At 62.6% G+C, this 26,045-nt stretch carries 37 protein-coding genes; 34 read left to right on the plus strand and 3 right to left on the minus strand.

Annotated elements, in window-relative coordinates; translation table 11 throughout:
- Positions 1-569 precede the first annotated feature (569 nt).
- From IWX75_RS03880 to map, 28 genes are all read left to right on the plus strand, one after another.
- Positions 570-821 carry a hypothetical protein gene (locus IWX75_RS03880; RefSeq protein ID WP_196820957.1) on the plus strand — a complete coding sequence of 84 codons (252 nt, stop codon included), beginning with the start codon at positions 570-572 and terminating at the stop codon, positions 819-821.
- A 253-nt stretch (positions 822-1,074) separates the two neighbouring features.
- The gene (gene rpsL / locus IWX75_RS03885) at positions 1,075-1,449 is read left to right on the plus strand and encodes a 30S ribosomal protein S12 (protein WP_026545668.1); all 375 of its coding nucleotides are present in this window, start codon (positions 1,075-1,077) and stop codon (positions 1,447-1,449) included.
- Between the two features lies 1 nt (position 1,450).
- Positions 1,451-1,921: a 30S ribosomal protein S7 gene (gene rpsG, locus IWX75_RS03890; protein WP_026531948.1), complete on the plus strand. Its 471-nt coding sequence runs from the start codon at positions 1,451-1,453 to the stop codon at positions 1,919-1,921.
- An 87-nt stretch (positions 1,922-2,008) separates the two neighbouring features.
- Complete coding sequence (gene fusA, locus IWX75_RS03895; RefSeq protein ID WP_196820958.1) at positions 2,009-4,123, plus strand: elongation factor G; 2,115 nt, start codon at positions 2,009-2,011, stop codon at positions 4,121-4,123.
- Between the two features lie 213 nt (positions 4,124-4,336).
- Positions 4,337-5,527, plus strand: coding sequence for an elongation factor Tu (gene tuf, locus IWX75_RS03900; RefSeq protein WP_196820959.1), 1,191 nt, complete (start codon positions 4,337-4,339; stop codon positions 5,525-5,527).
- A 471-nt stretch (positions 5,528-5,998) separates the two neighbouring features.
- Positions 5,999-6,307 carry a 30S ribosomal protein S10 gene (gene rpsJ / locus IWX75_RS03905; protein ID WP_026531952.1) on the plus strand — a complete coding sequence of 103 codons (309 nt, stop codon included), beginning with the start codon at positions 5,999-6,001 and terminating at the stop codon, positions 6,305-6,307.
- A gap of 16 nt (positions 6,308-6,323) precedes the next feature.
- Entirely contained in the window at positions 6,324-6,980 is a 657-nt protein-coding gene (gene rplC, locus IWX75_RS03910; protein WP_026531953.1) for a 50S ribosomal protein L3, read from the plus strand.
- A gap of 4 nt (positions 6,981-6,984) precedes the next feature.
- Positions 6,985-7,620, plus strand: coding sequence for a 50S ribosomal protein L4 (gene rplD / locus IWX75_RS03915; protein ID WP_196820960.1), 636 nt, complete (start codon positions 6,985-6,987; stop codon positions 7,618-7,620).
- Positions 7,617-7,922, plus strand: coding sequence for a 50S ribosomal protein L23 (gene rplW, locus IWX75_RS03920; RefSeq protein ID WP_026531955.1), 306 nt, complete (start codon positions 7,617-7,619; stop codon positions 7,920-7,922). Before rplD ends, rplW begins: the two co-directional genes overlap by 4 nt.
- A gap of 33 nt (positions 7,923-7,955) precedes the next feature.
- Complete coding sequence (gene rplB, locus IWX75_RS03925; RefSeq protein ID WP_026531956.1) at positions 7,956-8,795, plus strand: 50S ribosomal protein L2; 840 nt, start codon at positions 7,956-7,958, stop codon at positions 8,793-8,795.
- 12 nt (positions 8,796-8,807) lie between these two features.
- Positions 8,808-9,089, plus strand: a complete 282-nt coding sequence (gene rpsS / locus IWX75_RS03930; protein ID WP_026549122.1) for a 30S ribosomal protein S19 — start codon at positions 8,808-8,810, stop codon at positions 9,087-9,089.
- Positions 9,090-9,128: 39 nt separating this feature from the next.
- Positions 9,129-9,494, plus strand: a complete 366-nt coding sequence (gene rplV, locus IWX75_RS03935; protein ID WP_196820961.1) for a 50S ribosomal protein L22 — start codon at positions 9,129-9,131, stop codon at positions 9,492-9,494.
- On the plus strand, positions 9,494-10,348 hold the full coding sequence (gene rpsC / locus IWX75_RS03940; RefSeq protein WP_196820962.1) for a 30S ribosomal protein S3: 855 nt from the start codon (positions 9,494-9,496) through the stop codon (positions 10,346-10,348). The genes rplV and rpsC overlap by 1 nt, the downstream gene beginning before the upstream one ends.
- A complete protein-coding gene (rplP, locus tag IWX75_RS03945; RefSeq protein ID WP_087030089.1) occupies positions 10,349-10,765 on the plus strand; it encodes a 50S ribosomal protein L16 in 417 nt (138 codons plus the stop codon). It begins immediately after the preceding gene.
- A 2-nt stretch (positions 10,766-10,767) separates the two neighbouring features.
- Positions 10,768-11,112: a 50S ribosomal protein L29 gene (gene rpmC, locus IWX75_RS03950; RefSeq protein WP_196820963.1), complete on the plus strand. Its 345-nt coding sequence runs from the start codon at positions 10,768-10,770 to the stop codon at positions 11,110-11,112.
- Complete coding sequence (gene rpsQ, locus IWX75_RS03955) at positions 11,109-11,423, plus strand: 30S ribosomal protein S17 (RefSeq protein ID WP_196820964.1); 315 nt, start codon at positions 11,109-11,111, stop codon at positions 11,421-11,423. The genes rpmC and rpsQ overlap by 4 nt, the downstream gene beginning before the upstream one ends.
- A 268-nt stretch (positions 11,424-11,691) precedes the next feature.
- Positions 11,692-12,060, plus strand: a complete 369-nt coding sequence (gene rplN / locus IWX75_RS03960; protein WP_026549116.1) for a 50S ribosomal protein L14 — start codon at positions 11,692-11,694, stop codon at positions 12,058-12,060.
- A gap of 4 nt (positions 12,061-12,064) precedes the next feature.
- Positions 12,065-12,442 (plus strand): 50S ribosomal protein L24, encoded by a 378-nt coding sequence (rplX, locus tag IWX75_RS03965; protein WP_196820965.1) that lies wholly within the window; start codon positions 12,065-12,067, stop codon positions 12,440-12,442.
- A complete protein-coding gene (gene rplE, locus IWX75_RS03970) occupies positions 12,442-13,017 on the plus strand; it encodes a 50S ribosomal protein L5 (protein ID WP_026549114.1) in 576 nt (191 codons plus the stop codon). Before rplX ends, rplE begins: the two co-directional genes overlap by 1 nt.
- An 84-nt stretch (positions 13,018-13,101) precedes the next feature.
- On the plus strand, positions 13,102-13,500 hold the full coding sequence (gene rpsH / locus IWX75_RS03975; protein WP_136453991.1) for a 30S ribosomal protein S8: 399 nt from the start codon (positions 13,102-13,104) through the stop codon (positions 13,498-13,500).
- Between the two features lie 18 nt (positions 13,501-13,518).
- Positions 13,519-14,055, plus strand: coding sequence for a 50S ribosomal protein L6 (rplF, locus tag IWX75_RS03980; RefSeq protein ID WP_196820966.1), 537 nt, complete (start codon positions 13,519-13,521; stop codon positions 14,053-14,055).
- Positions 14,056-14,057: 2 nt separating this feature from the next.
- Positions 14,058-14,441, plus strand: coding sequence for a 50S ribosomal protein L18 (rplR, locus tag IWX75_RS03985; protein ID WP_196820967.1), 384 nt, complete (start codon positions 14,058-14,060; stop codon positions 14,439-14,441).
- Positions 14,438-15,178: a 30S ribosomal protein S5 gene (gene rpsE / locus IWX75_RS03990; protein ID WP_196820968.1), complete on the plus strand. Its 741-nt coding sequence runs from the start codon at positions 14,438-14,440 to the stop codon at positions 15,176-15,178. The genes rplR and rpsE overlap by 4 nt, the downstream gene beginning before the upstream one ends.
- Positions 15,175-15,393, plus strand: coding sequence for a 50S ribosomal protein L30 (rpmD, locus tag IWX75_RS03995; RefSeq protein WP_026549109.1), 219 nt, complete (start codon positions 15,175-15,177; stop codon positions 15,391-15,393). Before rpsE ends, rpmD begins: the two co-directional genes overlap by 4 nt.
- Positions 15,393-15,887 carry a 50S ribosomal protein L15 gene (gene rplO, locus IWX75_RS04000; RefSeq protein WP_196820969.1) on the plus strand — a complete coding sequence of 165 codons (495 nt, stop codon included), beginning with the start codon at positions 15,393-15,395 and terminating at the stop codon, positions 15,885-15,887. Before rpmD ends, rplO begins: the two co-directional genes overlap by 1 nt.
- Before the next feature lie 229 nt (positions 15,888-16,116).
- On the plus strand, positions 16,117-17,430 hold the full coding sequence (gene secY, locus IWX75_RS04005) for a preprotein translocase subunit SecY (RefSeq protein ID WP_196820970.1): 1,314 nt from the start codon (positions 16,117-16,119) through the stop codon (positions 17,428-17,430).
- Complete coding sequence (locus tag IWX75_RS04010; RefSeq protein ID WP_196820971.1) at positions 17,427-17,999, plus strand: adenylate kinase; 573 nt, start codon at positions 17,427-17,429, stop codon at positions 17,997-17,999. The genes secY and IWX75_RS04010 overlap by 4 nt, the downstream gene beginning before the upstream one ends.
- A 9-nt stretch (positions 18,000-18,008) precedes the next feature.
- Entirely contained in the window at positions 18,009-18,836 is an 828-nt protein-coding gene (gene map / locus IWX75_RS04015; RefSeq protein WP_196820972.1) for a type I methionyl aminopeptidase, read from the plus strand.
- Between the two features lie 323 nt (positions 18,837-19,159).
- Here the strand turns inward: map and IWX75_RS04020 are convergent, their stop codons facing one another.
- The 3 genes from IWX75_RS04020 to IWX75_RS04030 are packed head-to-tail and all read right to left on the minus strand — an operon-like array spanning position 19,160 to position 22,427.
- The gene (locus tag IWX75_RS04020) at positions 19,160-20,515 is read right to left on the minus strand and encodes an ABC transporter substrate-binding protein (RefSeq protein WP_196820973.1); all 1,356 of its coding nucleotides are present in this window, start codon (positions 20,513-20,515) and stop codon (positions 19,160-19,162) included.
- A gap of 56 nt (positions 20,516-20,571) precedes the next feature.
- A complete protein-coding gene (locus tag IWX75_RS04025) occupies positions 20,572-21,438 on the minus strand; it encodes a carbohydrate ABC transporter permease (RefSeq protein WP_196820974.1) in 867 nt (288 codons plus the stop codon).
- Entirely contained in the window at positions 21,435-22,427 is a 993-nt protein-coding gene (locus IWX75_RS04030) for a carbohydrate ABC transporter permease (protein WP_196820975.1), read from the minus strand. The genes IWX75_RS04025 and IWX75_RS04030 overlap by 4 nt, the downstream gene beginning before the upstream one ends.
- Before the next feature lie 302 nt (positions 22,428-22,729).
- On the opposite strand from IWX75_RS04030, the gene infA reads away from it, so the two are divergent.
- The 6 genes from infA (at position 22,730) to rplQ (ending at position 26,030) form a co-directional block, all read left to right on the plus strand.
- Positions 22,730-22,951, plus strand: a complete 222-nt coding sequence (gene infA / locus IWX75_RS04035; protein WP_019481515.1) for a translation initiation factor IF-1 — start codon at positions 22,730-22,732, stop codon at positions 22,949-22,951.
- A 21-nt stretch (positions 22,952-22,972) separates the two neighbouring features.
- Complete coding sequence (gene rpmJ / locus IWX75_RS04040; RefSeq protein WP_026531446.1) at positions 22,973-23,086, plus strand: 50S ribosomal protein L36; 114 nt, start codon at positions 22,973-22,975, stop codon at positions 23,084-23,086.
- A 166-nt stretch (positions 23,087-23,252) separates the two neighbouring features.
- The gene (gene rpsM, locus IWX75_RS04045; protein ID WP_026531447.1) at positions 23,253-23,627 is read left to right on the plus strand and encodes a 30S ribosomal protein S13; all 375 of its coding nucleotides are present in this window, start codon (positions 23,253-23,255) and stop codon (positions 23,625-23,627) included.
- 142 nt (positions 23,628-23,769) lie between these two features.
- Positions 23,770-24,171, plus strand: a complete 402-nt coding sequence (gene rpsK / locus IWX75_RS04050) for a 30S ribosomal protein S11 (RefSeq protein ID WP_026531448.1) — start codon at positions 23,770-23,772, stop codon at positions 24,169-24,171.
- A 154-nt stretch (positions 24,172-24,325) separates the two neighbouring features.
- The gene (locus IWX75_RS04055) at positions 24,326-25,336 is read left to right on the plus strand and encodes a DNA-directed RNA polymerase subunit alpha (protein ID WP_026531449.1); all 1,011 of its coding nucleotides are present in this window, start codon (positions 24,326-24,328) and stop codon (positions 25,334-25,336) included.
- A gap of 67 nt (positions 25,337-25,403) precedes the next feature.
- Complete coding sequence (rplQ, locus tag IWX75_RS04060) at positions 25,404-26,030, plus strand: 50S ribosomal protein L17 (protein ID WP_196820976.1); 627 nt, start codon at positions 25,404-25,406, stop codon at positions 26,028-26,030.
- Positions 26,031-26,045 lie beyond the last annotated feature (15 nt).

The following is a 26,045-nucleotide window of genomic DNA, read 5'->3' on the forward strand; positions in this document are numbered from 1 at the left end:
GCGGATCAGCTGAACAGAAGAGCCCCGGACCTCATCGGTCCGGGGCTCTTCTGCGTCGGGGGTGCTCTCGAGTTCGGGGCCCTCGCGAGCCGGGGCCCTCGCGAGCTGTGGACACTGAGCGCCGGGGTCCTTTGGCGCTCAGTGACTGCGAAGACCGGCGTCTGGCTCCAATTGAACGCGGCTGAGCCTCCCTTGGCGGGGCTTCGGCCATTTCGGCGCAGGGGAACTGCCGCCTTTGAAGGGGTAACGCTCTAACAAGCGGCGTGTCGCGGGCCGACACACCCTCTCGGCGGCCAATGGCGTGAAAAGCGGTGCACTCGTGGACGCTTGGTCGGCCCTTCTGGCAGCGGGTCCTCGAGTGCCGGAGTGTGCAGGATCCGCGGCCCGTAGAACCATCGTCCACCGGCACTGAGGTCTGCAAGAACCGGGGTTCGCAAGAATCGTGGTCGGTGAGAATCAGGGTTCGCAAGGATGGTGGTCGGCGAGAACCGGGGTGCGGGATCTGTCGGACGCGGCGGAGCCTCCCTTCGCGGGAGCAAGGCCGTCCTGGTGCATTGGAATTGCCGCCTTTGGCGGAGCAACGCTCTGGTGAGCGGCGTGTCACGACACGACACGCCCTCCTCACCGCCAATGGCGTGAAAAGCGATGCGCTCGTCGTCGCCGCCGGCCTCGGAGGCGGCGCCGGGGCAGGCAGCGGCGGGGGAGTGCCGCGCCGTCGGCAACCCACCAGGCAGCGCCGGGGCGGCGGCGGCGGGGGAGGCAGCGGCCCCGCAGAGCCCGGCGGGGGAGCCTCCTCGATCAGGCGGCGAGTCAATCTCTGATAGACTTGACATCAATTGTTTGTGTGGCAGTGGATTGGCGTTGCGAAACGTATCTCCGTGTTGTAGGGATCTTGTACAACGAATGCCACATTTTCGCACGCCTACGGTCGTTTTGCGGCAGCTTGTTTCGGTAGGTGAAGCGCCAAACGACTGATAGCTCCCGCCTCCGGGTGGTTCGCAGCCCGAAAGGGGCGGGCCGCCGCAGGATCGGGCAAACAGAGAATCTTCTCGAGACATTACGGAGAACACGAAAGTGCCTACGATTAACCAGCTGGTCCGCAAGGGCCGGTCACCTAAGGTCTCCAAGACCAAGGCGCCCGCACTGAAGGGCAGCCCGATGAAGCGCGGCGTTTGCACCCGCGTCTACACCACCACGCCCAAGAAGCCGAACTCGGCGCTCCGTAAGGTTGCCCGCGTGCGCCTCAACGGCGGCATCGAAGTCACTGCGTACATTCCCGGTGTAGGTCACAACCTTCAGGAACACTCCATCGTGCTGGTGCGCGGCGGACGTGTGAAGGACCTCCCCGGTGTCCGCTACAAGATCGTCCGCGGCGCACTCGACACGCAGGGCGTCAAGAACCGCAAGCAGGCTCGCAGCCGCTACGGCGCAAAGATGGAGAAGAAGTAATATGCCACGTAAGGGCCCGGCCCCGAAGCGGCCGCTCGTACTAGATCCCGTATACGGTTCCCCCCTGGTCACGCAGCTGATCAACAAGGTACTCGTCGACGGCAAGAAGTCCACCGCCGAGCGCATTGTCTACGGCGCCCTCGAAGGTGCACGCGCCAAGTCCGGCGGCGATCCCGTGGCAGCTCTCAAAAAGGCCATGGACAACGTGAAGCCGAGCCTCGAGGTTCGCTCACGCCGCGTCGGCGGTGCTACCTACCAGGTTCCCGTCGAGGTCAAGCCTGGGCGTTCAACCGCCCTCGCCCTCCGCTGGCTCGTGGGTTACTCCAAGGCCCGTCGCGAGAAGACCATGACGGAACGCCTGCAGAACGAGATCCTCGATGCCTCGAACGGCCTCGGCGCGGCTGTAAAACGCCGTGAAGACACGCACAAGATGGCCGAGTCGAACAAGGCCTTCGCACACTACCGCTGGTAATAGCGCTGCAGGCCGGGAGCCTTCCCCACAGGGAATCTTCCTGCCTGCAGTCCAGCAGAACTCCATCTTCGTAAAAAGGGAGACACCGTGGCACAGGACGTGCTTACCGACCTTAACAAGGTCCGCAACATCGGCATCATGGCGCACATCGATGCCGGCAAGACCACTACTACCGAGCGCATCCTGTTCTACACGGGTGTAAACCACAAGATCGGCGAGACGCACGACGGCGCCTCGACGACCGACTGGATGGAGCAGGAGAAGGAACGCGGCATCACCATCACGTCTGCCGCCGTGACCTGCTTCTGGGAAAACAACCAGATCAACATCATCGACACCCCCGGGCACGTCGACTTCACCGTCGAGGTGGAGCGCTCCCTGCGCGTCCTCGACGGCGCCGTCGCAGTGTTCGACGGCAAAGAAGGCGTCGAGCCGCAGTCGGAGACCGTCTGGCGCCAGGCCGACAAGTACGAAGTACCGCGTATCTGCTTCGTCAACAAGATGGACAAGCTGGGTGCGGATTTCTACTACACCGTAGATACGATCATCAGCCGCCTCGGCGCCAAGCCGCTGGTCCTCCAGCTGCCGATCGGTGCCGAGAACGACTTCATCGGCGTCGTCGACCTTCTCTACATGCGCGCCCTCGTGTGGCCCGGCGACTCCAAGGGTGACGTCACCATGGGTGCCAAGTACGAGATCCAGGAGATCCCCGCTGATCTCCAGGCCAAGGCCGAGGAATACCGCGCACGTCTCATCGAGACCGTCGCCGACTCCTCCGAGGAACTCATGGAGAAGTACCTCGAAGGCGAAGAGATCAGCATCGACGAGCTCAAGGCCGGCATCCGCAAGATGACGATCAACTCTGAGCTGTACCCGATCCTGTGTGGATCCGCCTTCAAGAACCGTGGCGTGCAGCCCATGCTCGACGCCGTGATCGACTACCTGCCGTCGCCGCTCAACGTTCCCCCGATGATCGGTCACGATCCCCGGAACGAAGAGGTCGAGCTGACCCGCGCGCCGACCACCGAGGAGCCATTCTCGGCGCTGGCGTTCAAGGTTGCCACGCACCCGTTCTTCGGACAGCTGACCTTCATCCGGGTGTATTCCGGGCACGTCACTGCCGGTACGCAGCTGGTGAACTCGACGAAGAACAAGAAGGAGCGCATCGGGAAGCTGTTCCAGATGCACGCCAACAAGGAAATCCCCGTCGACGAGGCCTTCGCCGGTCACATCTACGCGGCGATCGGACTGAAGGACACCACAACTGGTGACACCCTGTCGGATTCAGCCAACCAGATCGTCCTCGAGTCGATGAGCTTCCCGGCGCCCGTGATCTCGGTGGCCATCGAGCCGAAGACCAAGGGTGATCAGGAGAAGCTGTCCACGGCCATCCAGAAGCTCTCCGCAGAGGATCCAACCTTTCAGGTGTCCCTCAACGAGGACACCGGTCAGACGATCATCGCCGGCATGGGCGAGCTCCACCTGGATATCCTCGTGGATCGCATGCGCCGCGAGTTCCGCGTCGAGGCCAACGTGGGCAAGCCCCAGGTCGCCTACCGCGAGACCATCAAGAGCAAGGTGGCCAAGCACGACTACACCCACAAGAAGCAGACGGGTGGGTCGGGCCAGTTCGCCAAGATCCAGATCGCCATCGAGCCGATGGAGGTCGAAGAGGGCGTGATGTACGCGTTCGAGAACAAGGTCACCGGTGGTCGCGTACCCCGCGAGTACATCCCCAGTGTCGATGCAGGCATCCAGGATGCCCTCAATGACGGCGTACTGGCCGGCTATCCCGTGGTCGGCATCAAGGCGACTCTGCTCGACGGCGCATACCATGACGTCGACTCCTCCGAAATGGCGTTCAAGATTGCCGGCCGGATGGCGTTCAAGGAAGCTGCGCGGATGGCGAAGCCCGTCCTGCTCGAGCCGCTGATGGAGGTCGAAGTACGGACCCCGGAGGAATACATGGGTGAAGTCATCGGTGACCTCAACTCACGTCGCGGCCAGATGCAGTCCATGGAGGATGCAAGTGGCGTCAAGGTCATCACGGCGCACGTGCCCCTCTCGGGAATGTTCGGCTACATCGGCGACCTGCGGTCGAAGACCCAGGGCCGTGCTGTCTACTCGATGAAGTTCGACAGCTATTCGGAAGTTCCGAAGGCAGTAGCTGACGAGATCATCCAGAAAACCCGCGGCGAGTAGCTTCGGCTGATTCCCCGCCATGCGGGGAATCACCGGGCGGGACCGGCCTGCTACCCAGCCGGCCGGTCCCGCCTTCCAGCCGACGGTCCATCCCGGGCCCGACGCACAGAGCAATTTCATCAAAACCAAAAGCCCCCAGTAGACTTGCATGAGTTTCAGCTGCGAACAGCGCGGCTGGGAAGCAAATCTTCTCAAACGTTCTAGGAGGAACCCGTGGCGAAGGCAAAGTTCGAGCGGACTAAGCCGCACGTTAACATCGGAACCATTGGTCACGTTGACCATGGAAAGACCACGTTGACGGCTGCCATTTCCAAGGTGCTGTACGACAAGTACCCCACTCTCAACGAGCAGCGTGACTTCGCGTCGATCGACTCGGCTCCCGAGGAGAAGCAGCGCGGCATCACCATCAACATTTCGCATGTTGAGTACCAGACTGAGAAGCGCCACTACGCACACGTAGACGCTCCCGGTCACGCTGACTACATCAAGAACATGATCACCGGTGCGGCACAGATGGATGGCGCCATCCTCGTTGTCGCAGCTACCGATGGTCCGATGGCACAGACCCGCGAGCACGTTCTGCTCGCCCGCCAGGTCGGTGTTCCCTACCTGCTGGTCGCGCTGAACAAGTCCGACATGGTCGACGACGAAGAGCTCCTCGACCTCGTCGAGATGGAGGTCCGCGAGCTGCTCAGCGCGCAGGGCTTCGACGGCGACGAAGCCCCAGTGGTCCGCGTCTCGGGCCTGAAGGCTCTGGAAGGCGACCCCGAGTGGGTCAAGTCCGTCGAGGACCTGATGGCTGCCGTCGATGAGTCCGTTCCGGATCCCATCCGCGACAAGGACAAGCCGTTCCTCATGCCCGTCGAGGACGTCTTCACCATCACCGGCCGTGGAACCGTTGTCACGGGCCGCGCCGAGCGTGGAACCCTGAAGATCAACTCGGAAATCGAGATCGTCGGAATCCGTCCGGTCCAGAAGACCACGGTTACCGGTATCGAGATGTTCCACAAGCAGCTCGACGAAGCATGGGCCGGCGAGAACTGTGGCCTCCTGCTCCGCGGCATCAAGCGCGAAGACGTAGAGCGCGGCCAGGTCATCGTGAAGCCGGGTTCCATCACCCCTCACACCGACTTCGAGGCCAACGTCTACATCCTGGCCAAGGACGAGGGCGGGCGTCACAACCCGTTCTACTCGAACTACCGCCCGCAGTTCTACTTCCGCACGACTGACGTCACCGGCGTCATCACCCTCCCCGAGGGCACGGAAATGGTTATGCCAGGTGACAACACTGAAATGTCAGTGGCGCTCATCCAGCCCATCGCCATGGAAGAGGGCCTCGGCTTCGCTATCCGCGAAGGCGGCCGCACGGTCGGTTCAGGACGCGTCACCAAGATCAACAAGTAGTCTTTCGACTACCGACTGATTCTCGGAGAGGGCCCCGCTGCTTCGGCAGCGGGGCCCTTTCTATGTGTCCATGTGTCTCCGTATGCCGTGTCGACACGCCGCAGAACACACAGTAGTTCCCCGCCGATTGGCGTAATTGAGGTATCTCTGCCAGACTGGATAAGTTGTTCAAGTGCTCGCGCGTGCGGTTTGAGACTCCATCCCGGTCAGGATAATGCCTGGTGCAGGGTTCGGATTCACCGGTCCGCGTGGCCCAAATATAATCCACCCCGTTCGGCTCGGCCGAATCTGCGGACTGTGTGTGTCACGAATTATGCGACACGCCCGAGCGCGGGGGTCGGAGCTCCAGCAGGGTGAGGAACCCGGATTCTTCCGGATTCAGTCTGCGCGGGGAGCGTCGTACAACGGACGCGGCAATGTACGTACCGGAACTGCCCAGCAGTTTTCATGTAGAGAGAGAGTCGAGACGCCATGGCGGGACAAAAAATCCGCATCCGGCTGAAGTCATATGACCACGAGGTCATTGATGTTTCAGCCCGGAAGATCGTTGAGACGGTGACGCGCGCAGGCGCAACGGTTGTCGGCCCAGTGCCACTGCCCACGGAGAAGAACGTTTTCGTTGTTATCCGGTCGCCGCACAAGTACAAGGACAGCCGTGAGCACTTTGAAATGCGCACACACAAGCGTCTGATCGACATCATTGATCCCACGCCCAAGGCCGTTGATTCGCTGATGCGTCTCGACTTGCCTGCGGACGTGAACATCGAAATCAAGCTGTAAGGGAGAGCGGATACACATGTCTACTTCACTTACGCGCCAGGTCAAGGGCCTGCTGGGCGTCAAGCTCGGCATGACCCAGGTCTGGGACGAGAACAACATCCTCATCCCCGTCACTGTGGTCCAGGCTGACTCGAATGTTATTACGCAGCTGCGTTCCGCGGACAAGGACGGCTACTCAGCCGTGCAGATCGGCTTCGGCCAGATCGATCCCCGCAAGGTAACCAAGCCGCTGGCCGGCCACTTCGAAAAGGCTGGGGTCACCCCCCGCCGCCACGTGGTCGAGTTGCGTACCTCCGATGCCGATTCCTACTCGCTGGGTCAGGAGCTCTCCGTTGAGCTCTTCGAAGCCGGCCAGCAGGTCGACGTCATCGGCACCACCAAGGGCAAGGGCTTCGCCGGTGTGATGAAGCGTCACGGCTTCCACGGCGTGGGAGCTTCGCACGGCGCACACAAGAACCACCGCAAGCCCGGTTCGATCGGTGGCGCTTCAACCCCCAGCCGCGTTTTTCGGGGAATGAAAATGGCAGGCCGTATGGGTGCCGTTCGTCAGACCACGCTGAACCTCCGCGTTCATGCGGTCGACGCCGAGAAGTCGCTGCTGCTGATCAAGGGTGCCGTACCAGGCGCCCGCGGCCAGGTCGTCCTCGTACGCACCGCCGTGAAGGGAGCATGACCAGATGGTCACGAACTCAGTCGTCAACACAGTGAGCGTCGATCTCCCCGCTGAGATCTTCGACGCACAGACCAACGTCCCACTGCTTCACCAGGTTGTTGTGGCCCAGCTTGCGGCTGCCCGTCAGGGTACCCATAAGACGAAGACCCGCGCCGAGGTGAGCGGTGCAGGCCGCAAGCCGTTCAAGCAGAAGGGAACCGGCCGCGCCCGCCAGGGCTCGATCCGCGCACCGCACATGACCGGTGGTGGGGTGGTCCACGGGCCTACGCCCCGCGACTACAGCCAGCGCACCCCCAAGAAGATGAAGGCTGCGGCTCTCCGCGGCGCTCTCTCCGATCGGGCACGCAACGGCCGTATCCACGTCCTCGAGTCCCTCGTAGCCGGCGGCAAGCCGTCCACGAAGGGCGCCATCGACACGCTGCGCGCCATTTCCGAACGCCCTCGCCTGCTCGTCGTCATCGAGCGCGCAAACGACGTCGCAGCACTGTCCGTGCGCAACGTACCCCAGGTCCACGTCCTTTATGTGGACCAGCTCAACACGTATGACGTGCTGGTCTCCGATGACGTCATCTTCACCAAGGCTGCCTACGACCAGTTCGTCGGATCGGCTGACGTAATCTCCGAGGAGGATGCCAAGTGAGCGGCACTATCGCAAAGGATCCGCGCGACGTCGTCATTGCACCCGTCGTTTCGGAGAAGAGCTACGGCCTGATCGACGAAGGCAAATACACCTTCCTGGTCGACCCACGCTCGAACAAGGAAGAAATCAAACTGGCAGTCGAGAAAATCTTCTCAGTGAAGGTCGACTCGATCAATACCATCAACCGGGTTGGCAAGCGCAAGCGCACCAAGTTCGGCTGGGGCCAGCGCAAGGGCACCAAGCGTGCCATCGTGTCCCTCAAAGAGGGCTCGATCGACATCTTCGGCGGTCCGCTCTCCTAGGGAGCGGAGACCACTTTAACGAGGAATTGAGTTATGGGAATCCGTAAATACAAGCCGACAACCCCGGGCCGTCGTGGCTCGAGCGTTGCCGACTTCGCAGAAATCACACGATCGACGCCGGAGAAGTCCTTGGTACGTCCGCTCCCGAAAAAGGGTGGCCGTAACAACACCGGTAGGATCACGACCCGCCACAAAGGTGGTGGACACAAGCGTCAGTACCGTCTGATCGACTTCCGCCGCCACGACAAGGACGGCGTCGACGCCCGCGTTGCCGAGATCGAATATGATCCCAATCGCACCGCGCGCATCGCCCTCCTGCACTATGTCGACGGCACCAAGCGCTACATCATCGCGCCGAACAAGCTCAAGCAGGGCGACTTCGTCGAGGCAGGTGCCGGTGCCGACATCAAGCCCGGCAACAACCTTCCGCTGCGCAACATCCCCGTCGGTACGGTCATCCACGCGGTGGAGCTCCGTCCAGGCGGCGGTGCGAAGATGGCCCGCTCGGCCGGAGCTTCGACCCAGCTCGTCGCCAAGGAAGGCCGCTTCGCCCAGCTGCGACTGCCTTCCGGCGAAATCCGCAACGTCGACGTCCGCTGCCGTGCAACGGTGGGCGAGGTCGGCAACGCCGAGCAGTCGAACATCAACTGGGGCAAGGCCGGCCGTAACCGCTGGAAGGGCATCCGCCCGACCGTCCGCGGTGTAGCCATGAACCCTGTCGACCACCCCCATGGTGGTGGTGAAGGTAAGACCTCCGGTGGACGCCACCCGGTCAACCCAAACGGCAAGGCAGAGGGACGTACGCGTCGCCAAAACAAAGAGAGCGATTCACTCATTGTGCGTCGCCGTCGTTCCGGCAAGAACAAGCGATAGGAGCCTGGGAACATGCCACGCAGCCTGAAGAAAGGCCCCTTCGTCGATCAGCACCTTTACGTAAAGGTCGCTCGCGAGAACGAATCGGGTACGAAGAACGTCATCAAGACGTGGTCCCGCCGCTCCATGATCGTCCCCGACATGCTCGGGCACACGATCGCGGTGCACGACGGGCGCAAGCACATTCCGGTGTTTGTCACCGAGTCGATGGTCGGGCACAAGCTCGGCGAATTCGCTCCTACGCGGACTTTCCGCGGCCATGTTAAGGACGACCGCAAGGGCAAGCGCCGCTAGGCGCTTAGCTCTTACGGCTAAGACGAGAGAAGGAAAGCAATGGAAGCCAAGGCAATTGCGCGTCACATCCGCGTAACGCCTATGAAGGCCCGGCGCGTCGTCAACCTTGTTCGTGGTAAGCAGGCGAATGAGGCTCTGGCTATTCTGAAGTTTGCCCCACAGGTTGCTTCAGAGCCGGTTTTCAAGGTAGTTCAGTCGGCAATGGCCAACGCACGTGTCCTCGCGGACCGTGACGGCCTCGCCTTCGACGAGGACAACCTCATCATTAGCGAAGCATTCGTTGATGAAGGCCCCACGATGAAGCGGTTCCGTCCGCGTGCCCAGGGCCGCGCGTTCCGCATCAACAAGCGGACAAGCCACATCACGGTTGTTGTAGCTACCCCTGAGAAAGTGGAGGTCCGCTAGTGGGACAGAAAGTAAACCCGCATGGGTTCCGACTCGGCATCACCACGGACCACAGGTCGCACTGGTTTGCCGACAGCAACAAGCCGGGCCAGCGCTACAGGGACTTCGTCCGTGAGGACATCAAGATCCGCCAGCTCATGTCCACGGGCATGGACCGCGCCGGTATCGCGAAGGTCGAGATCGAGCGCACCCGTGACCGCGTCCGTGTGGATATCCACACTGCGCGTCCCGGAATCGTCATCGGCCGCCGCGGCGCGGAAGCGGACCGCATCCGCGGCGAGCTCGAGAAGCTCACCGGCAAGCAGGTCCAGCTGAACATCCTCGAGGTCAAGAACCCCGAGATGGAAGCTCAGCTTGTTGCCCAGGGCATCGCCGAGCAGCTTTCCTCACGCGTGGCTTTCCGCCGCGCCATGAAGAAGGCCATGCAGTCGGCGCAGCGCGCAGGAGCAAAGGGCATCCGTGTCCAGTGCTCCGGCCGTCTGGGCGGCGCTGAGATGAGCCGCTCGGAGTTCTACCGTGAAGGCCGTGTGCCGCTGCACACCCTCCGCGCGAACATCGACTACGGGTTCTTCGAAGCCAAGACCACTTTCGGCCGCATCGGCGTGAAGGTCTGGATCTACAAGGGCGACATCACCGCCAAGGAACTCGCAGCCCAGGCTGCAGCGGCTCCTTCGCGCGGCCGTGGCGGAGACCGTCCGAGCCGTGGACCCGCCGCCGGCGCGGACCGCGGTGGCGAGCGTCGTCGTCGTACGCCTGAGCGCGCCGAGGGCCAGGGCGCTTCGGCTCCCCAGGGAACTTCGGCTCCCGCTGAGAACTCCGCAGCACCCGCTGCGACTGAAGGAGGACAGGCTTAAATGCTTATCCCACGTCGAGTCAAATTCCGTAAGCAGCACCACCCGGGTCGTTCCGGCGCTGCTACCGGTGGTACCGAAGTGAGCTTTGGCGAGTGGGGTATCCAGGCTCTGAGCCCGGCATACGTCACCAACCGCCAGATCGAATCTGCGCGTATTGCCATGACCCGCCACATCAAGCGTGGCGGCAAGGTCTGGATCAACATCTATCCGGACCGCCCGTTGACCAAGAAGCCTGCTGAAACCCGCATGGGTTCCGGTAAGGGCTCGCCCGAATGGTGGGTGGCCAACGTCAAGCCGGGACGGGTTCTCTTCGAACTCTCCGGTGTAACCGAAGAGGTAGCTCGCGAAGCGCTGCGCCTCGCAATTCACAAGCTGCCGTTGAAGGCACGCATTGTGCGACGTGAGGGTGGTGAATAGACATGGCACTGGGTTCAAAAGAACTAGCATCGGACCAGCTTGACGGTTTTGACAAGGACCGTCTGGTGGAAGAGCTCCGAAAAGCCAAGGAGGAGCTGTTCAACCTCCGTTTCCAGTCGGCCACCGGCCAGCTGGAGAGCCATGGCCGCCTCCGCTCGGTGAAGCGCGACATCGCCCGCATCTACACGGTGCTGCGTGAGCGCGAGCTGGGCCTCCGTCCCGAGGTGATTGCTCCCGTCGAGGAAGCAAAGCCGGAGAAGACTGAGAAGGTCAAGAAATCCAAGAAGGCCTCCACTAAGGACGCCGCGTCCGTGGACACCGAGGCTTCTGAGGAGGACGCCAAATGAGTGAGCAGAAGAGCGAAGATGTAACTGCAGGAACCGAGAAGGCAGTGCACGACGCCGACTCCCGCGGCTACCGCAAGGTACGCCGCGGTTACGTGACCTCCGACAAGATGAACAAAACCATCGTGGTCGAGGTCGAGGACCGTGTGAAGCACGCGCTGTACGGCAAGGTTCTGCGCCGCAGCTCGAAGGTCAAGGTCCACGACGAGGAGAACGCCGCTGGCATCGGCGATTCCGTTCTCATCAGCGAGACCCGCCCGCTGTCGGCCACCAAGCGGTGGCGCCTTGTCGAGATCATCGAGAAGGCCAAGTAGGCACCAGCTCTACCGAGGATGCCCTGGACGCGATTTCGTGTCCAGGGCATTTTCGCGATAGGATGAAAACCTTGTCTGTCTGGTGGGCTGGCGCATGCCCTCACACCGACAAATAGGCAAAAGCCCGATAATCTTGTTCATCACATCATCCATTGAGGATGTCGCGTGCCCCGGCGCGCGGTTCGTGGCGAGTACCAGTATTACGGGGCCACCCATATCCGTTCCGCAAGGCTCGTATCGAGAACCGGCGCGACGACAGGAGTAATAAGTGATTCAGCAAGAATCGCGGCTGAAGATCGCCGACAACACGGGGGCCAAGGAAATCTTGACCATCCGCGTTCTCGGAGGGTCAGGGCGCCGCTACGCAGGTATCGGGGACGTCATCGTCGCCACCGTCAAGGATGCAATTCCCGGCGGAAACGTCAAGAAGGGCGACGTCGTCAAGGCGGTCATCGTCCGTACCAAGAAGGAACGCCGCCGCGCGGACGGTTCCTACATCAAGTTTGATGAGAACGCAGCAGTGATCCTGAAGAACGACGGCGACCCCCGCGGTACCCGTATCTTCGGCCCTGTCGGTCGCGAGCTGCGCGACAAGCGTTTCATGAAGATCATCTCGCTGGCGCCGGAGGTGCTTTAAGTCCATGGCACAGAAGACAGTAAAGCTTAAGATCAAAAAGGGCGACCTCGTCCAGGTGATCACCGGAGCCAAGCAGGAGCGCGGCGGCGACCGCGGCAAGCAGGGCAAGGTGCTGAAGGTGTTCCCCGAGTCCAGCCGTGTCCTCGTCGAGGGCATCAACCGGATCACGAAGCACACCAAGGCCGGCCAGTCGCAGGGCGGCACCAAGACCGGTGGCATCGAGGTCGTCGAGGCGCCCTTGCACATCAGCAACGTAGCCGTTGTCGATCCCGAGACCAAGAAGCCTACGCGCGTCGGCTACCGGACCGAGACCGTCGAGCGCGACGGCCGGGAACGCGTAGTCCGCATCCGCTTCGCCAAGTCATCAGGGAAGGATCTGTAATGACTGTTGAAACCGCAGAGACCAAGGTCCTCCCCCGGCTGAAGGCCCGCTATGCCGCTGAGATCAAGCCTGCCCTGCAGGAAGAGTTCAGCTACTCGAACGTCAACCAGGTTCCCCGCCTGGTCAAGGTCGTCGTCAACATGGGTGTCGGAGATGCCGCCAAGGACTCCAAGCTCATCGACGGTGCCGTCAAGGACCTGACGCAGATCACGGGCCAGAAGCCCCAGGTCACGAAGGCCCGCAAGTCCATCGCACAGTTCAAGCTTCGTGAGGGCATGCCCATCGGCGCCCACGCGACGCTGCGCGGAGACCGTATGTGGGAATTCACCGACCGCCTGGTATCACTCGCACTGCCCCGTATCCGCGATTTCCGCGGCCTCAACGGCAAGCAGTTCGACGGCAACGGCAACTACACCTTCGGCCTCACGGAGCAGTCCATGTTCCACGAGATCGACCAGGACAAGATTGACCGCGTGCGTGGCATGGACATCACCGTCGTCACCACAGCCAAGACCGACGCCGAGGGCCGCGCGCTCCTCAAGGCGCTTGGTTTCCCGTTCAAATCCGAAGATTAATCTAACTACGTTGCAGGTCCGCTCTGATCGCACCCAGGTGCAGTGGGAATTCGGAAACCGTTACGAGGAAGGGCTGAAGCCCACATGACAATGACAGATCCTGTCGCAGACATGCTCACGCGTCTGCGCAATGCAAACTCGGCTTACCACGATTCCGTGTCCATGCCGTACAGCAAGTTGAAGGCACGCGTTGCCGACATCCTGAAGGCCGAAGGCTACATCGCCGGCTGGAAGGAAGAAGAAGCCGAGGTCGGCAAGAAGCTTACCCTCGACCTCAAGTTCGGCCCGGACCGCCAGCGCTCGATCGCCGGTATCCGCCGCATCTCCAAGCCGGGACTGCGCGTGTACGCGAAGTCCACTAATCTGCCGCACGTACTCGGCGGACTCGGTATTGCCATCCTGTCCACGTCCTCCGGTCTGCTCACAGACCGCCAGGCATCCAAGAAGGGTGTAGGTGGGGAAGTCCTCGCCTACGTCTGGTAGCGGGAAAGGGAAAGAAAAATGTCACGTATTGGACGTCTCCCCATCACCGTTCCCGCAGGTGTCGAGGTCAAGGTGGACGGCAACCTGGTTTCCGTCAAGGGTTCGAAGGGTGAACTGAGCCACTCTGTGCCCAGCCCCATCGAGGTCACCCTCGACGGCTCCACGCTGACCGTCACCCGGCCCAACGACGAGCGCGAATCGCGTTCGCTGCACGGTCTCACCCGCACGCTGGTCTCCAACATGATCGTCGGAGTCACCGAGGGGTACAAGAAGAACCTTGAAATCGTGGGCACGGGTTACCGTGTCCAGGCCAAGGGAACCGACCTGGAGTTTGCGCTGGGCTACAGCCACTCGGTGGCCGTCAAGGCTCCCGAAGGCATCGTCCTGACCGTCGATACCCCGACCAAGCTCTCGGTGTCAGGCATCAACAAGCAGCAGGTCGGCGAGGTTGCTGCAAACATCCGCAAGCTGCGCAAACCCGACCCCTACAAGGGCAAGGGAATCCGCTACGCAGGCGAGATCATCCGCCGCAAGGTCGGAAAGGCTGGTAAGTAACCATGGCAATCAGCATCAATAAGAAGCGCTCGTCCAAGAGTAAGTCCGCCGCCCGTGGACGCCGTCACCTCCGGGTACGCAAGCGCGTTTCGGGAACAGCCGCACGTCCGCGTCTGGTCGTCAACCGATCGGCCCGCCACGTATTCGTGCAGGTCGTCGATGACACCAAGGGCATGACTGTTGCATCCGCCTCCACCCTCGAAGCCGATCTTCGCGCTTTCGATGGTGACAAGACCGCCAAGGCCACGCGAGTCGGCGAACTCGTCGCACAGCGCGCCCTGGCTGCCGGCGTCGAAGCAGTTGTCTTCGACCGCGGCGGCAACAAGTATCACGGCCGTGTTGCAGCAATTGCAGACGGCGCCCGGACGGGTGGTCTGGCACTGTGACCGAGGAAAACAAGGCAAAGGAAGCCCCATTGAGTACGGGTACAGAGCAGCCAGCAACCGAAGCCCCGGCTGCAGGCGCAACTGACGCCGCAGCTACCGACGCCAACCGGGGTGGACGCGCAAGCGGACGCGGCGGGGAACAGCGCGGCGGCAAGAGCGACCGCGGTGGCCGTGGTGGCCGCGACGGCGGGCGCGACGGTGGACGGGACGACAAGGACAAGTTCATTGAGCGCGTCGTCACCATCAACCGTGTCGCCAAGGTCGTCAAGGGCGGCCGCCGGTTCAGCTTCACCGCACTCGTTGTGGTCGGCGACGGCAACGGCATGGTCGGTGTGGGCTACGGCAAGGCGAAGGAAGTTCCCTCGGCAATCCAGAAAGCCGTCGAGGAAGCCAAGAAGACCATGTTCCGCGTGCCCCGCATCGGTGGCACCGTTCCGCACCTGGTTCAGGGCGAAGCGGCAGCCGGAGTTGTTCTCCTCCGCCCTGCATCACCGGGTACCGGCGTTATCGCCGGCGGTCCGGTGCGTGCTGTCCTCGAATGCGTCGGCATCCACGACGTCCTCTCCAAGTCGCTCGGATCCTCGAACGCCATCAACATCGTTCACGCGACCGTCGATGCGCTCAAGCGCCTTGAGGAGCCTCAGGCAGTAGCAGCCCGTCGTGGACTGCCCCTGGACGAGGTCGCGTCACACCAGATGCTGCGCGCAATCGCAGCTCAGAAGGTAGGTGCGAAATGACAGCTATCACCCCCAAACGCGTTGTCGTGAGCTCAGCGCAGCTTCGAATCACGCAAATCAAGTCGATCATCGGCGAGAAGCAGAACCAGCGCGACACCGTGCGCTCCCTGGGGCTCAAGCGGATCGGCCACACAGTGGTTCGTGAAGCCGACGCCGTCACCGTGGGCATGGTCAATACGGTTCCGCACCTCTTGAAGGTTGAGGAGGCCAACTAATGGCAGAGAACAAAACGGTGGCACCTGCCACCGAAGAGAAGGCGCCGCGCGTCCATGCGCTCAAGGTCCACCACCTGCGCCCCGCACCCGGAGCCAAGACCGCCAAGACCCGCGTGGGCCGTGGTGAAGGTTCCAAGGGCAAGACCGCTGGTCGAGGTACCAAGGGAACCGCAGCGCGCTACCAGGTCAAGGCAGGATTCGCGGGCGGGCAGTTGCCGCTCCACATGCGTCTGCCCAAGCTGCGTGGCTTCAAGAACCCGTTCCGTGTCGAGTTCCAGGTGGTCAACCTGGACAAAATCTCGGAGCTGTACCCCGACGGCGGCGACGTCACGGTGGAGAACCTCGTAGCCAACGGTGCGGTTCGCAAGAACCAGCCCGTCAAGGTGCTGGGTACCGGAGACATCACGGTGGCCGTGAACGTAACAGCCAACCGCTTCTCCGCCAGCGCTGCTGAGAAGATTGCAGCAGCAGGCGGCTCGACCACCAAGGTCTGAGCCGTTCCGGTCCCTCCCCGAGCCTCTTGGGCGCGGGGGAGGGGCTTGCTGTGATACGCAGCACTTAGGAACTAGACTCTTGGTGGGCCGGTACTCAACCGGCCCACCAAGAGTTTTCCGGCTTAAGGGCCGTCATCTATCCCTTGGTGCCAACGCACCGATCGCCAACCGTTAGACTCGGTTGTTGTGGACTGTCCGCTTCGGACAATCAAGACCTTCAGGAGGACGCTTGCTAAGCGCTATTGGCCGGGCATTCCGGACGCCAGACCTGCGGCGCAAGCTGTTGTTCACGCTGGGAATCATCACCATCTTCCGCCTCGGTGCCTTCATCCCCGCACCCGGCGTCGACTACGGGAACGTTCAGCAGTGCCTGCAGCTCGGTAACACCGAGGGCGGCCTCTACCAGTTCGTCAACCTGTTCAGCGGTGGCGCACTCCTCCAGGTGTCCATCTTCGCCCTCGGAATCATGCCCTACATCACGGCAAGCATCATCACCCAGTTGCTGCGCGTGGTCATTCCCCGCTTCCAGGAGCTTCATGAGGAAGGCGCGCAGGGCCAGTCGAGGCTCACGCAGTACACGCGCTACCTGACAATCGCCCTCGGGCTGCTCAACGCCACCACACTGGTCTCGTTGGCGCGTTCCGGAGCGCTGCTGGGCGACTGCCCCGTACCGCTTATCCCGGACGACTCCCTGATCACGATCATCCTCCTGATCCTCACCCTCACCGCGGGCACCGGCCTCATCATGTGGATGGGCGAGCTCATCACGGAGAAGGGCGTGGGCAACGGCATGTCCCTGCTCATCTTCACCGCCATCGCCGCCGGCTTCCCCACCTCCCTCGGCGAGATCCTCCGCACGCAGGGCGCCACGGTGTTCAGCTTCGTCCTGCTCATGGGTGTCGTCGTCGTCGCCCTGGTCATCTTCGTCGAGCAGTCGCAGCGCCGGATCCCCGTGCAGTACGCCAAGCGGATGATCGGCCGACGCACCCTCGGCGGCAGCAGCACCTACATTCCCATCAAGGTGAACATGGCCGGCGTCATCCCCGTCATCTTCGCGTCCTCGATGCTGTACCTGCCCTCGCTCGTCGCCCAGTTCAACACGCCCAACGACGGCCAGACGCCGCCGCCCGAGTGGGTCAACTGGATTACGACCTACCTGGCCACCGGCGACCACCCGCTGTACATGGCGCTGTACTTCGCCATGATCGTGTTCTTCACCTACTTCTACGTCTCCATCACCTTCAACCCGGACGAGGTGTCCGAGAACATGAAGAAGTATGGCGGCTTCATCCCCGGCATCAGGGCAGGGCGCCCGACGGCGGAGTACCTCCAGTACGTCCTGTCCCGGATCACACTGCCGGGTGCCATCTACCTGGGCCTCGTGGCGCTGATCCCGCTGATCGCACTGGTGGCAATCGGTGCGAACCAGAACTTCCCGTTCGGCGGCACCTCGATCCTGATCATGGTGGGCGTCGGCCTGGAGACAGTGAAGCAGATAGATGCCCAGCTACAGCAGCGTCACTACGAAGGGTTGTTGCGATGACACGGATGCTCATTATCGGACCTCCCGGGTCGGGGAAGGGCACGCAGGCCGCCCGCATCTCCGAGCGGCTCGGCGTCGTCGCCATCTCCACCGGCGACATCTTCCGGGACAACGTCAAGCGTGAGACTCCGCTCGGCGTCGAGGCGAAGAAGTACATGGATGCCGGGGACTTCGTTCCGGACAGCGTCACCAATCTGATGGTGAGGGACCGCCTTGCTGCCGACGACGTCCAGGAGGGTTTCCTGCTCGACGGCTACCCGCGGACCGCGCCGCAGGTCGCCGAGTTGGACGACATCCTGCGGGAGAACGAACTCGCCCTCGACGTCGTGCTCCAGCTCACTGCCGACGACGAAGAGCTGGTCCGCCGGCTCCTCGGGCGGGCGAAGCTCGACGGACGCTCCGATGACAACCAGGAAGTGATCCGGCACCGCCTGAGCCTCTACCACTCCCAGACCGAGAGTGTGGTGTCCCAGTACAAGGAGCGGGGCATCGTGACCCAGGTGGACGGACTCGGCCCGATCGACGAAGTAACCGAGCGCGTGATGGCTGCCCTCAAGGTAGCGAGCTAGGTTCCGCGCGTGTTCCGCGAGCCGAAGATCGAGTACAAGAGCAACAGCCAGATCCTGGCCATGCGCAGGGCGGGCATCGTCCTGTCGGCAGCGTTGGACGCAGCTGTAGCCGCCGCGAAGGTCGGAGTGACCACCGATGATCTCAACACCGTGTTCGAGGCCGTGCTGAAGGACGCCGGAGCAACCTCCAATTTCCTTGGTTACCACGGGTTCCCGAAGAGCATCTGCACCTCGGTCAACGCCGAGGTGGTTCACGGGATTCCCGGCGGATACATCCTCCAGGACGGCGACATCCTTTCGATCGACGGCGGCGCCGTGGTGGACAAGTGGCACTCCGATTCGGCGCGCACCGTCATTGTCGGCTCGGCCCGTGCGGAGGACGTCAGATTGTCCGACGCCACGGAGTCGGCCATGTGGCACGGTATTGCAGCTCTGGCGTCCGCCAAGTTCGTCGGGGATATCGGCGCGGCGATCGACGACTATGTCTCGGGGCTGCCGGGCAAGCGGCTCGGGATCCTGCAGGACTACGTGGGCCACGGTATCGGCACCCAGATGCATCAGGCCCCGGACGTCCTGAACTACCGCAGCAAGCACCGCGGACCGAAGGTCCGCCCCGGTCTCTGCTTGGCCATCGAGCCGATGCTCGTGCTCGGCGGGCTTGAGACGAAAGTGCTCGAGGACGACTGGACCGTGGTCACGCTCGACGGCAAGCGGTCGTGCCAGTGGGAGCACACGGTGGCAGTGCACGACGGCGGCATCTGGGTGCTGAGCGCGGCCGACGGCGGCGCGTCCGCCCTCGCGCCCCTCGGCGTGACGCCGGTGCCGCTGCAGGCCTGAGCAGAACCGGTTGCCCGGACTGTGGGGCCGGCCGCTCCCTCTTGGCGTATGGCGGGGCTCACGGCGTGCGGAAAGTGCCGCCATTCCGCGCCGGTGTCACCGATAACCGGCGTGTTGCGGGGCGACACGCGGTTCAACAGTCCAACGCCGGAGAAAGTGGTGCACCCGCGGGCAAAGACGAGCGGTCACTGCAGCCGCGAGGCTCTGGGAGCTGCAATGACCGCTCTATTTCCCTTGAAGGAGAACATCTGGACTCGAACTCGGGATGAGCTCCGGATTTAGGTCGGCCCGGCCCCGGCTAAGGGCCGGGCCGACCGAAACCATCAGGCCAGGTTCGGTTCCACGTCACGCTGGTACATCGACTCCAAGGTGCCCTTCAACTTGGTCATCTCCGCCTGGACATCGCCCGGCTGGGTCAGGACCGCAGCAGCCGTCTTGGCGATTTCCAGGTCGGCTCCGGGGATGAAGACCCGTGCGTAATCCTGCGGGCGGGTGACGTCGAGCTGGTCGATGGCGGTCTTGATCAGCGGACTCGTAGCGAGCACTGCCGTCATATCGGCTGATGACCGCACCGGCATGTAGCCGGTTGCGGCCGAGAACTCGGCAGTGTTCTCCGGTTCGCCCATGAATTTCAGGAACATCGCCGCCGCGAGTTGCTCCTCCTTGGTGACCCCGCTGGGGATTCCGAGTCCCGCACCGCCCGTCGGGCACACCCTGTCCATCGACTCCGGGCCGCCGGGCAGGAAGCCGACACCGACGTCGAACTGTGCCACTTTCAGCACACCCACCAAGGACCCGGTCGAGCTGACCGTCGCCGAGACGGCTCCCGACGAGAGGTCGGCCGAGGCATCGGTGGAGGACACGCCGGCCCACTTGTGCTTGAACACAGCATCCTGGCACCACTGAATGGCAGCCACGGATTCGGGGGAGTCAGCCGTCATGGTCCATTCATCGGACCAGCCGCCGCCGTAGCCCCAGAGGTGGTTCTGCAGGGACCAACCCGCGTAGCCGGCAAGGGCGGGGAACTGGTAGGCGGTCTGCAGGCCGGGAATCCCAGCGCTCATCAGCTTGGGTGCCCATTCGCCGAACTCGTCCCAGGTGGTCGGGGAACGGTCCGGAAGGCCGGCGGCTTTGAAGTGGTCCCGGTTGTAGTAGAAGAGCGGAGTGGACCGGGCGTACGGCACCGCCCACTGCTTGTCCTCGTACTGGTAGTCGGCCATCAGCGATTCGCGGTAGTCGGCCTTGTCGACTTCGAGCTGGTCGAGGAGGCCGTCCAAAGGGATGATCGAACCGTTGATGTAGTAGCGGAACCACCACACATCAGAGAGGAGCACGACGGCGGGCAGCTTGCCGCCCTGCTGGGCGGTCTGGAACTTCTGGGCGATCTCCTCGTAGTCGGCGCCCGCCGTGACGAGCTTGACGTTCACATCCGATTGGGAGGAATTGAACTTCTCGATCAGGGACTTCTCGACGTCCTGCGACTGCCCGGGATGGGTGGACCAGAATTCGATCTCAGCCGCAGGAGTGACGCCCTCGAAGTCGAGGTCCGCAGCCTCGGCTTCAGCGGGCGGCGCCGTCGAGGGCCCGCCACATGCGGCAAGGGCAACTGTGCCCGAGCCGAGGGCTGCGAAGGAGAGGAAATGGCGCCGGTTCAGCGGCGGCAGGGGGATGGAATTCATCTAGGAGCCTTTCACAGGAGGTGGGAGATTGGGAGGTTAGGAGGTTGGGAGGGTCATCAGCCGGTGACCGACCCCTGGGTCAGCCCCGCGACGATGTAGCGCTGCAACGCGGCGAAGATGATGAGGACGGGAACAATGACCATGACTGCACCGGCCATGAGGATGCCCCAGGCTGCGTCTCCCTCGGAGTTCCGGAGCAGCGTCAACCCGACGGGCAGGGTCATGTAGCGGGGATCATCCACGATGATCAGCGGCCAGATGTACTCGTTCCACTCACTCACGATCGTCACCAGGGCAACCGTGGCGATGCTGGGCACTGACACGGGCGCGACGATCCGCCACAGGCGCCGCCAGTGCCCTGCGCCGTCGATCTCGGCGGCTTCGAGCAGCGAGGCCGGGAGCGTGAGGAAATGCTGGCGTAGCAGGAACGTCCCGAAGGCGGTGCCCAATCCGGGAAGGATGATGCCCCACAGGGTGTTTCTTCCGCCCAGGCCGCTGATCAGGATGTAGTTGGGAAGGATCGACACCTGGGGCGGCACCATCAGGGCCACCAGGATCAGCACGAAGATCAGCCGCTTGAAGGGGAACCTCACGAAGACCAGGGCATAGGCCGTCAGCAGGGCGAGGACAACCTTGATGGCCGCGCCGGTGACGGTGACAATGGCACTGTTGAGGAAGAACCGGCCGAACGGCACCTTTTCCGCGGCCGCGGAGTAGTTCTCAAGAGTGAACTGGGCCGGGAGTACCGCGAGGTCGGTGGTCACGATCTCGTTGGGCAGCTTCATGCTGGAGAGGATCATCCAGAGCAGTGGAAGGAAGACGACGGCGGTGGCCAGGATGAGGGGCACGTATCCGCCGGCGATGGTGGCGACGAGGTTGCGGCGCGACAGGGCCCGCTCGGGGCGGGAAAGGGTGGTGCTCATGAGTAGTGGACCTTCCGCTCGACGAACCGCAATTGCAGCACGGTGGCGATAAGCAGGATGGCGAAGAGAACGATGGAGATCGCGGCGGAATACCCGGCCCGGTTGAAGGCCCCGAATGCCTGGAGGTAGGCCTCGTAGACGAGCGTCGAGGTACCCGACCCGAGCGGCGTCATGATTCGGATGAGGTCGAACGCCTGGAGCGAGCTCAGCAGGCACGTGATGAGGAGGAAGAAGGTGGTGGGCGAGATCAACGGAAGCTTGACGTTCCAGAAGGTTCGAATGGTTCCGGCGCCGTCGAGCTGTGACGCCTCGAGGATGTCCTTCGGCAGCGACTGCAGCCCGGCGAGGTAGACAACCGCGCAGTAGCCGAGGTTCTTCCAGACGTACACGATGATCACCATGGTCAGTGCGAGATCAGGATCGTTGACCCACTGGGGGCTTGCTGCGCCGAAACCACGCAGGATCCACGCCAGCACCCCGTATACCGGATCGAAGATGAACAGCCACACCAGCCCTACCCCCACGCCGGAGAGGACATAGGGGGCAAAGACCGCGGACCGGGCGAAGGTGGTTCCGCGGATTCTCTGGTTGAGTGCCAGCGCGACCAGCAGGCCGAGCACCATCGAACCGCCCACTGTGACGAGGGTGAACACCGCTGTGGTTCCCAGCACCCGGGGAGCGTCGCCCGAGGTGAAGAAGGTGACGTAGTTCCCCAACCCGACCACCGTCGCGTTGGTCGAACCGAGCGTCCAATTCAGCGTGGAGTAGTAGAGGTTGTTGAGCAGCGGCAGGTAGGTGAACACACCGATAAGCGCCAGATTCGGCAGCGCGAGGGCGAGGAAGACAAGGCCCTCGCGCCGGGCCCGCGGCGTGAACCTGCGCTTCGGCGTAGCGGACGCCGTCCGTCGGGTCGGCTCTGCCCGCCCTCCGGACGGCGGACCGGGAGGGTCCGCCGAGGGCGGAAGTGGCTCAGTGTGGACCCGACTCATGCAAGTGACCTCGAAGCGTTGGAAGAAATATCAACACTTCACCACAGAAAGCAGGCTTACGGGGCGATTCCCGCCTGCTTTTCCAGCGAGGTTCGCGAACAGTTCATCCGAGGTTCACCCGACACCTTTCGCCGATTTAACTTCTACGCGCCCGTGGCGTAGGGTTGGCTGTTGGTTGTCTCTGCTTTTGTGCCCATTTTGGGCCGTGCGGCCTACCGCCGCGAGTGCTCGGGTGAGGTCAGACAATCAAAACCCAAACCCGCTCACCGTGCAAGTGGTGGGCACAGACGTTAGCGGAGGATATGGCCAAGAAAGACGGTGTCATTGAGATTGAAGGCACTGTGAACGAGGCGCTGCCCAACGCGATGTTCCGCGTTGAGCTTGCCAACGGACACATTGTTCTCGCCCACATCTCAGGGAAGATGCGTCAGCACTACATTCGAATCCTTCCTGAGGACCGGGTAGTAGTGGAACTGAGCCCGTACGACCTCACCCGGGGCCGTATTGTCTACCGCTACAAATAAGAACCGACGCAAAGGAAAACCATGAAGGTCCAGCCGAGCGTGAAGCGGATCTGCGAGAAGTGCCAGGTGGTTCGCCGCAAGGGCAACGTTCTCGTAATCTGCGAAAACCCACGTCACAAGCAGCGTCAGGGCTAAGTACCTCTCCTCGAGGTCCTGCTCCACGCGTAGTAATTCATTTATAGGCAAAGCAGCGTTCCCTGATAAGGAGCGCACACCCCCGGCTCGGAGGCCGGGGACCGGAGATATCCTCCGGGCACGCTTTGTCTCAGACCTCCGGTATTCCCAAAGGAGAACCGCCGATATGGCACGTCTCGCTGGCGTAGACATCCCCCGCGAAAAGCGGGTTGTCATTGCGCTTACCTATATCTACGGCGTGGGCAAGACCCGTGCAGAAAAGACGATCGTGGACACGGGCATCTCCCCGAACACGCGCGTCAAGGACCTCAGTGACCCGGAGCTGCTTCAGCTCCGTGACTACATTGAAGGCAACTTCAAGGTTGAGGGTGACCTCCGCCGCGAGGTTGCAGCCGACATCCGCCGCAAGGTGGAAATCGGCAGCTACGAAGGCATTCGGCACCGCCGCGGCCTTCCCGTACGCGGACAGCGTACGAAGACCAACGCTCGTACCCGTAAGGGCCCGAAGCGTACCGTCGCCGGCAAGAAGAAGGTTCGCTAGATCCCCACTGGCTCCCTAACGTGACTCGCTAGCGCTCGTCACACCAGGGAACCCTCGCCAGCGGAGGCCCCTGTCATCAGGAGTTCCGGTGGGATCTCGATTCGAATCACCTGCTTAATCCAATACCTTCGTAGGAGAAGTAATGCCCCCCAAGACTCGTGGAGCGGTGCGCAAGCCGCGTCGCAAGGATAAAAAGAACATCGCGCTCGGACAGGCGCACATCAAGAGCACCTTCAACAACACCATCGTGTCCATCACGGACCCCAGCGGAGCAGTCATCTCCTGGGCCTCCGCCGGTGAAGTTGGATTCAAGGGCTCACGCAAGTCCACTCCGTTCGCTGCGCAGATGGCTGCTGAAGCCGCCGCGAAGCGTGCCCAGGAACACGGCGTCAAGAAAGTCGACGTCTTCGTCAAGGGCCCGGGATCAGGACGCGAAACCGCAATCCGGTCACTGCAGGCCACCGGCCTCGAGGTTGGCTCCATCTCGGATGTCACCCCCAGCGCCCACAACGGCTGCCGTCCCCCGAAGCGCCGCCGCGTCTAATCAGCTTTTTCCGGTGATCGACCGCCCTGCGGAAGCAGTTTGCTTCCGCAGGGCGGTTCGGCGCCGTTATCAAAAAGCTTTTGAGCCGGCTCACCAGCCGTCCCGCCCATTTGTGAAGCGTCATATAGCGGATGCTCCCTGAAAGGAAATGTAAGTGCTTATTGCACAGCGCCCCACCCTGACTGAAGAAGTAGTCGCCGACAACCGCTCACGGTTCGTGATCGAACCCCTCGAGCCCGGCTTCGGTTACACCCTTGGAAACTCCCTTCGCCGTACGCTCCTGTCCTCGATCCCGGGTGCTGCTGTCACAAGCATCCGCATCGATGGAGTGCTGCACGAATTCACCACCGTTCCGGGTGTGAAGGAGGATGTCACCGAGATCATCCTCAACATCAAGAACCTTGCCGTCTCGTCCGAGCATGACGAGCCTGTCGTTGCCTACCTGCGCAAGCAGGGACCCGGCGTCGTCACTGCTGCGGACATTGCACCTCCCGCCGGCGTCGAGTTCCACAACCCCGACCTGCACATCGCCACCCTGAACTCGAAGGGCAAGTTCGAGCTCGAACTGACCATCGAGCGCGGGCGCGGCTACGTGTCTGCTTCGCAGAACAAGTCCGGCGACTCCGAGATCGGCCGTATCCCGGTCGACTCGATCTACTCGCCGGTCCTGAAGGTGACCTTCCGCGTGGAAGCCACCCGTGTCGAGCAGCGCACCGACTTCGACCGCCTGATCGTCGACGTCGAAACCAAGGACGCCATCGAGCCCCGTGACGCCGTCGCCTCAGCAGGTACCACCCTGGTGGAACTGTTCGGTCTGGCCCGCGAGCTCAACACGGCAGCTGAAGGTATCGAGATCGGTCCTTCGCCCACTGACGCAGCCCTGGCTGCCGACATGGCGTTGCCCATCGAGGACCTCGAGCTGACGGTCCGCTCGTACAACTGCCTCAAGCGCGAGGGCATCCACACCGTGGGTGAACTCGTCGGGCGCTCGGAAGCCGACCTCATGGATATCCGCAACTTCGGTGCGAAGTCCATCGACGAGGTCAAGGCGAAGCTCGTCGAGCTGGGTCTGTCCCTGAAGGATTCCCCTCCAGGGTTCGATCTCGCTGCACGTGCCGCTGCCATCGAAGAGGACGACGCCGCCTACGGCGACGAAGAGCTCTAACAAAGCTAGATCCGCCTGTCCGTCGCCCTAGAAGCGGTCGGCAGGACCACTAAGAGGAGAAACAATTATGCCCACACCCACAAAGGGCCCACGTCTCGGAGGCGGTCCGGCGCACGAGCGCCTGATGCTCGCCAACCTGGCCGCCTCACTGTTCGAGCACAAGCGCATCACCACCACGGTCACCAAGGCCAAGCGGCTCCGTCCCTACGCAGAGCGCCTGATCACCTTCGCCAAGAAGGGCGATCTCGCCTCACGCCGTCGCGTCCTCGGTGTCATCAGCAGCAAGAGCATCGTCCACGAGCTGTTCACGGACATCGCCCCTGCCGTCGCCAACCGCGAAGGCGGCTACACCCGCATCACCAAGATCGGCAACCGCAAGGGCGACAACGCTCCCATGGCCGTCATCGAACTGGTGCTGGACCCGATGTCGGCGAAGCAGTCGGTCGTCGCCGAGGCCGAGCAGGCCAGGACAGCCACACCAGCGGCCGCTTCGGTTGCCGCACCCGTCGCTGAGTCGGCTGATTCACCCGAGTCACCTGAATCCGCAGACTCGGTGGAGTCTGCTGATTCGGCCGAGTCCGCGCCGTCGGCTGACGAGGTTGCAGCAGAAGACACCACCATCGATGCCGAAGCCGGCACCGAAGAGGTTGTTGTCGTCGAAGAAGGCTCCACCGGGACCGACGAGAAGAAGTAATTCTTCCCTCGCACC

Source organism: Arthrobacter sp. CAN_A6, from assembly GCF_015751715.1.
In the GTDB taxonomy this organism is placed as follows: Bacteria; Actinomycetota; Actinomycetes; order Actinomycetales; family Micrococcaceae; genus Arthrobacter_D.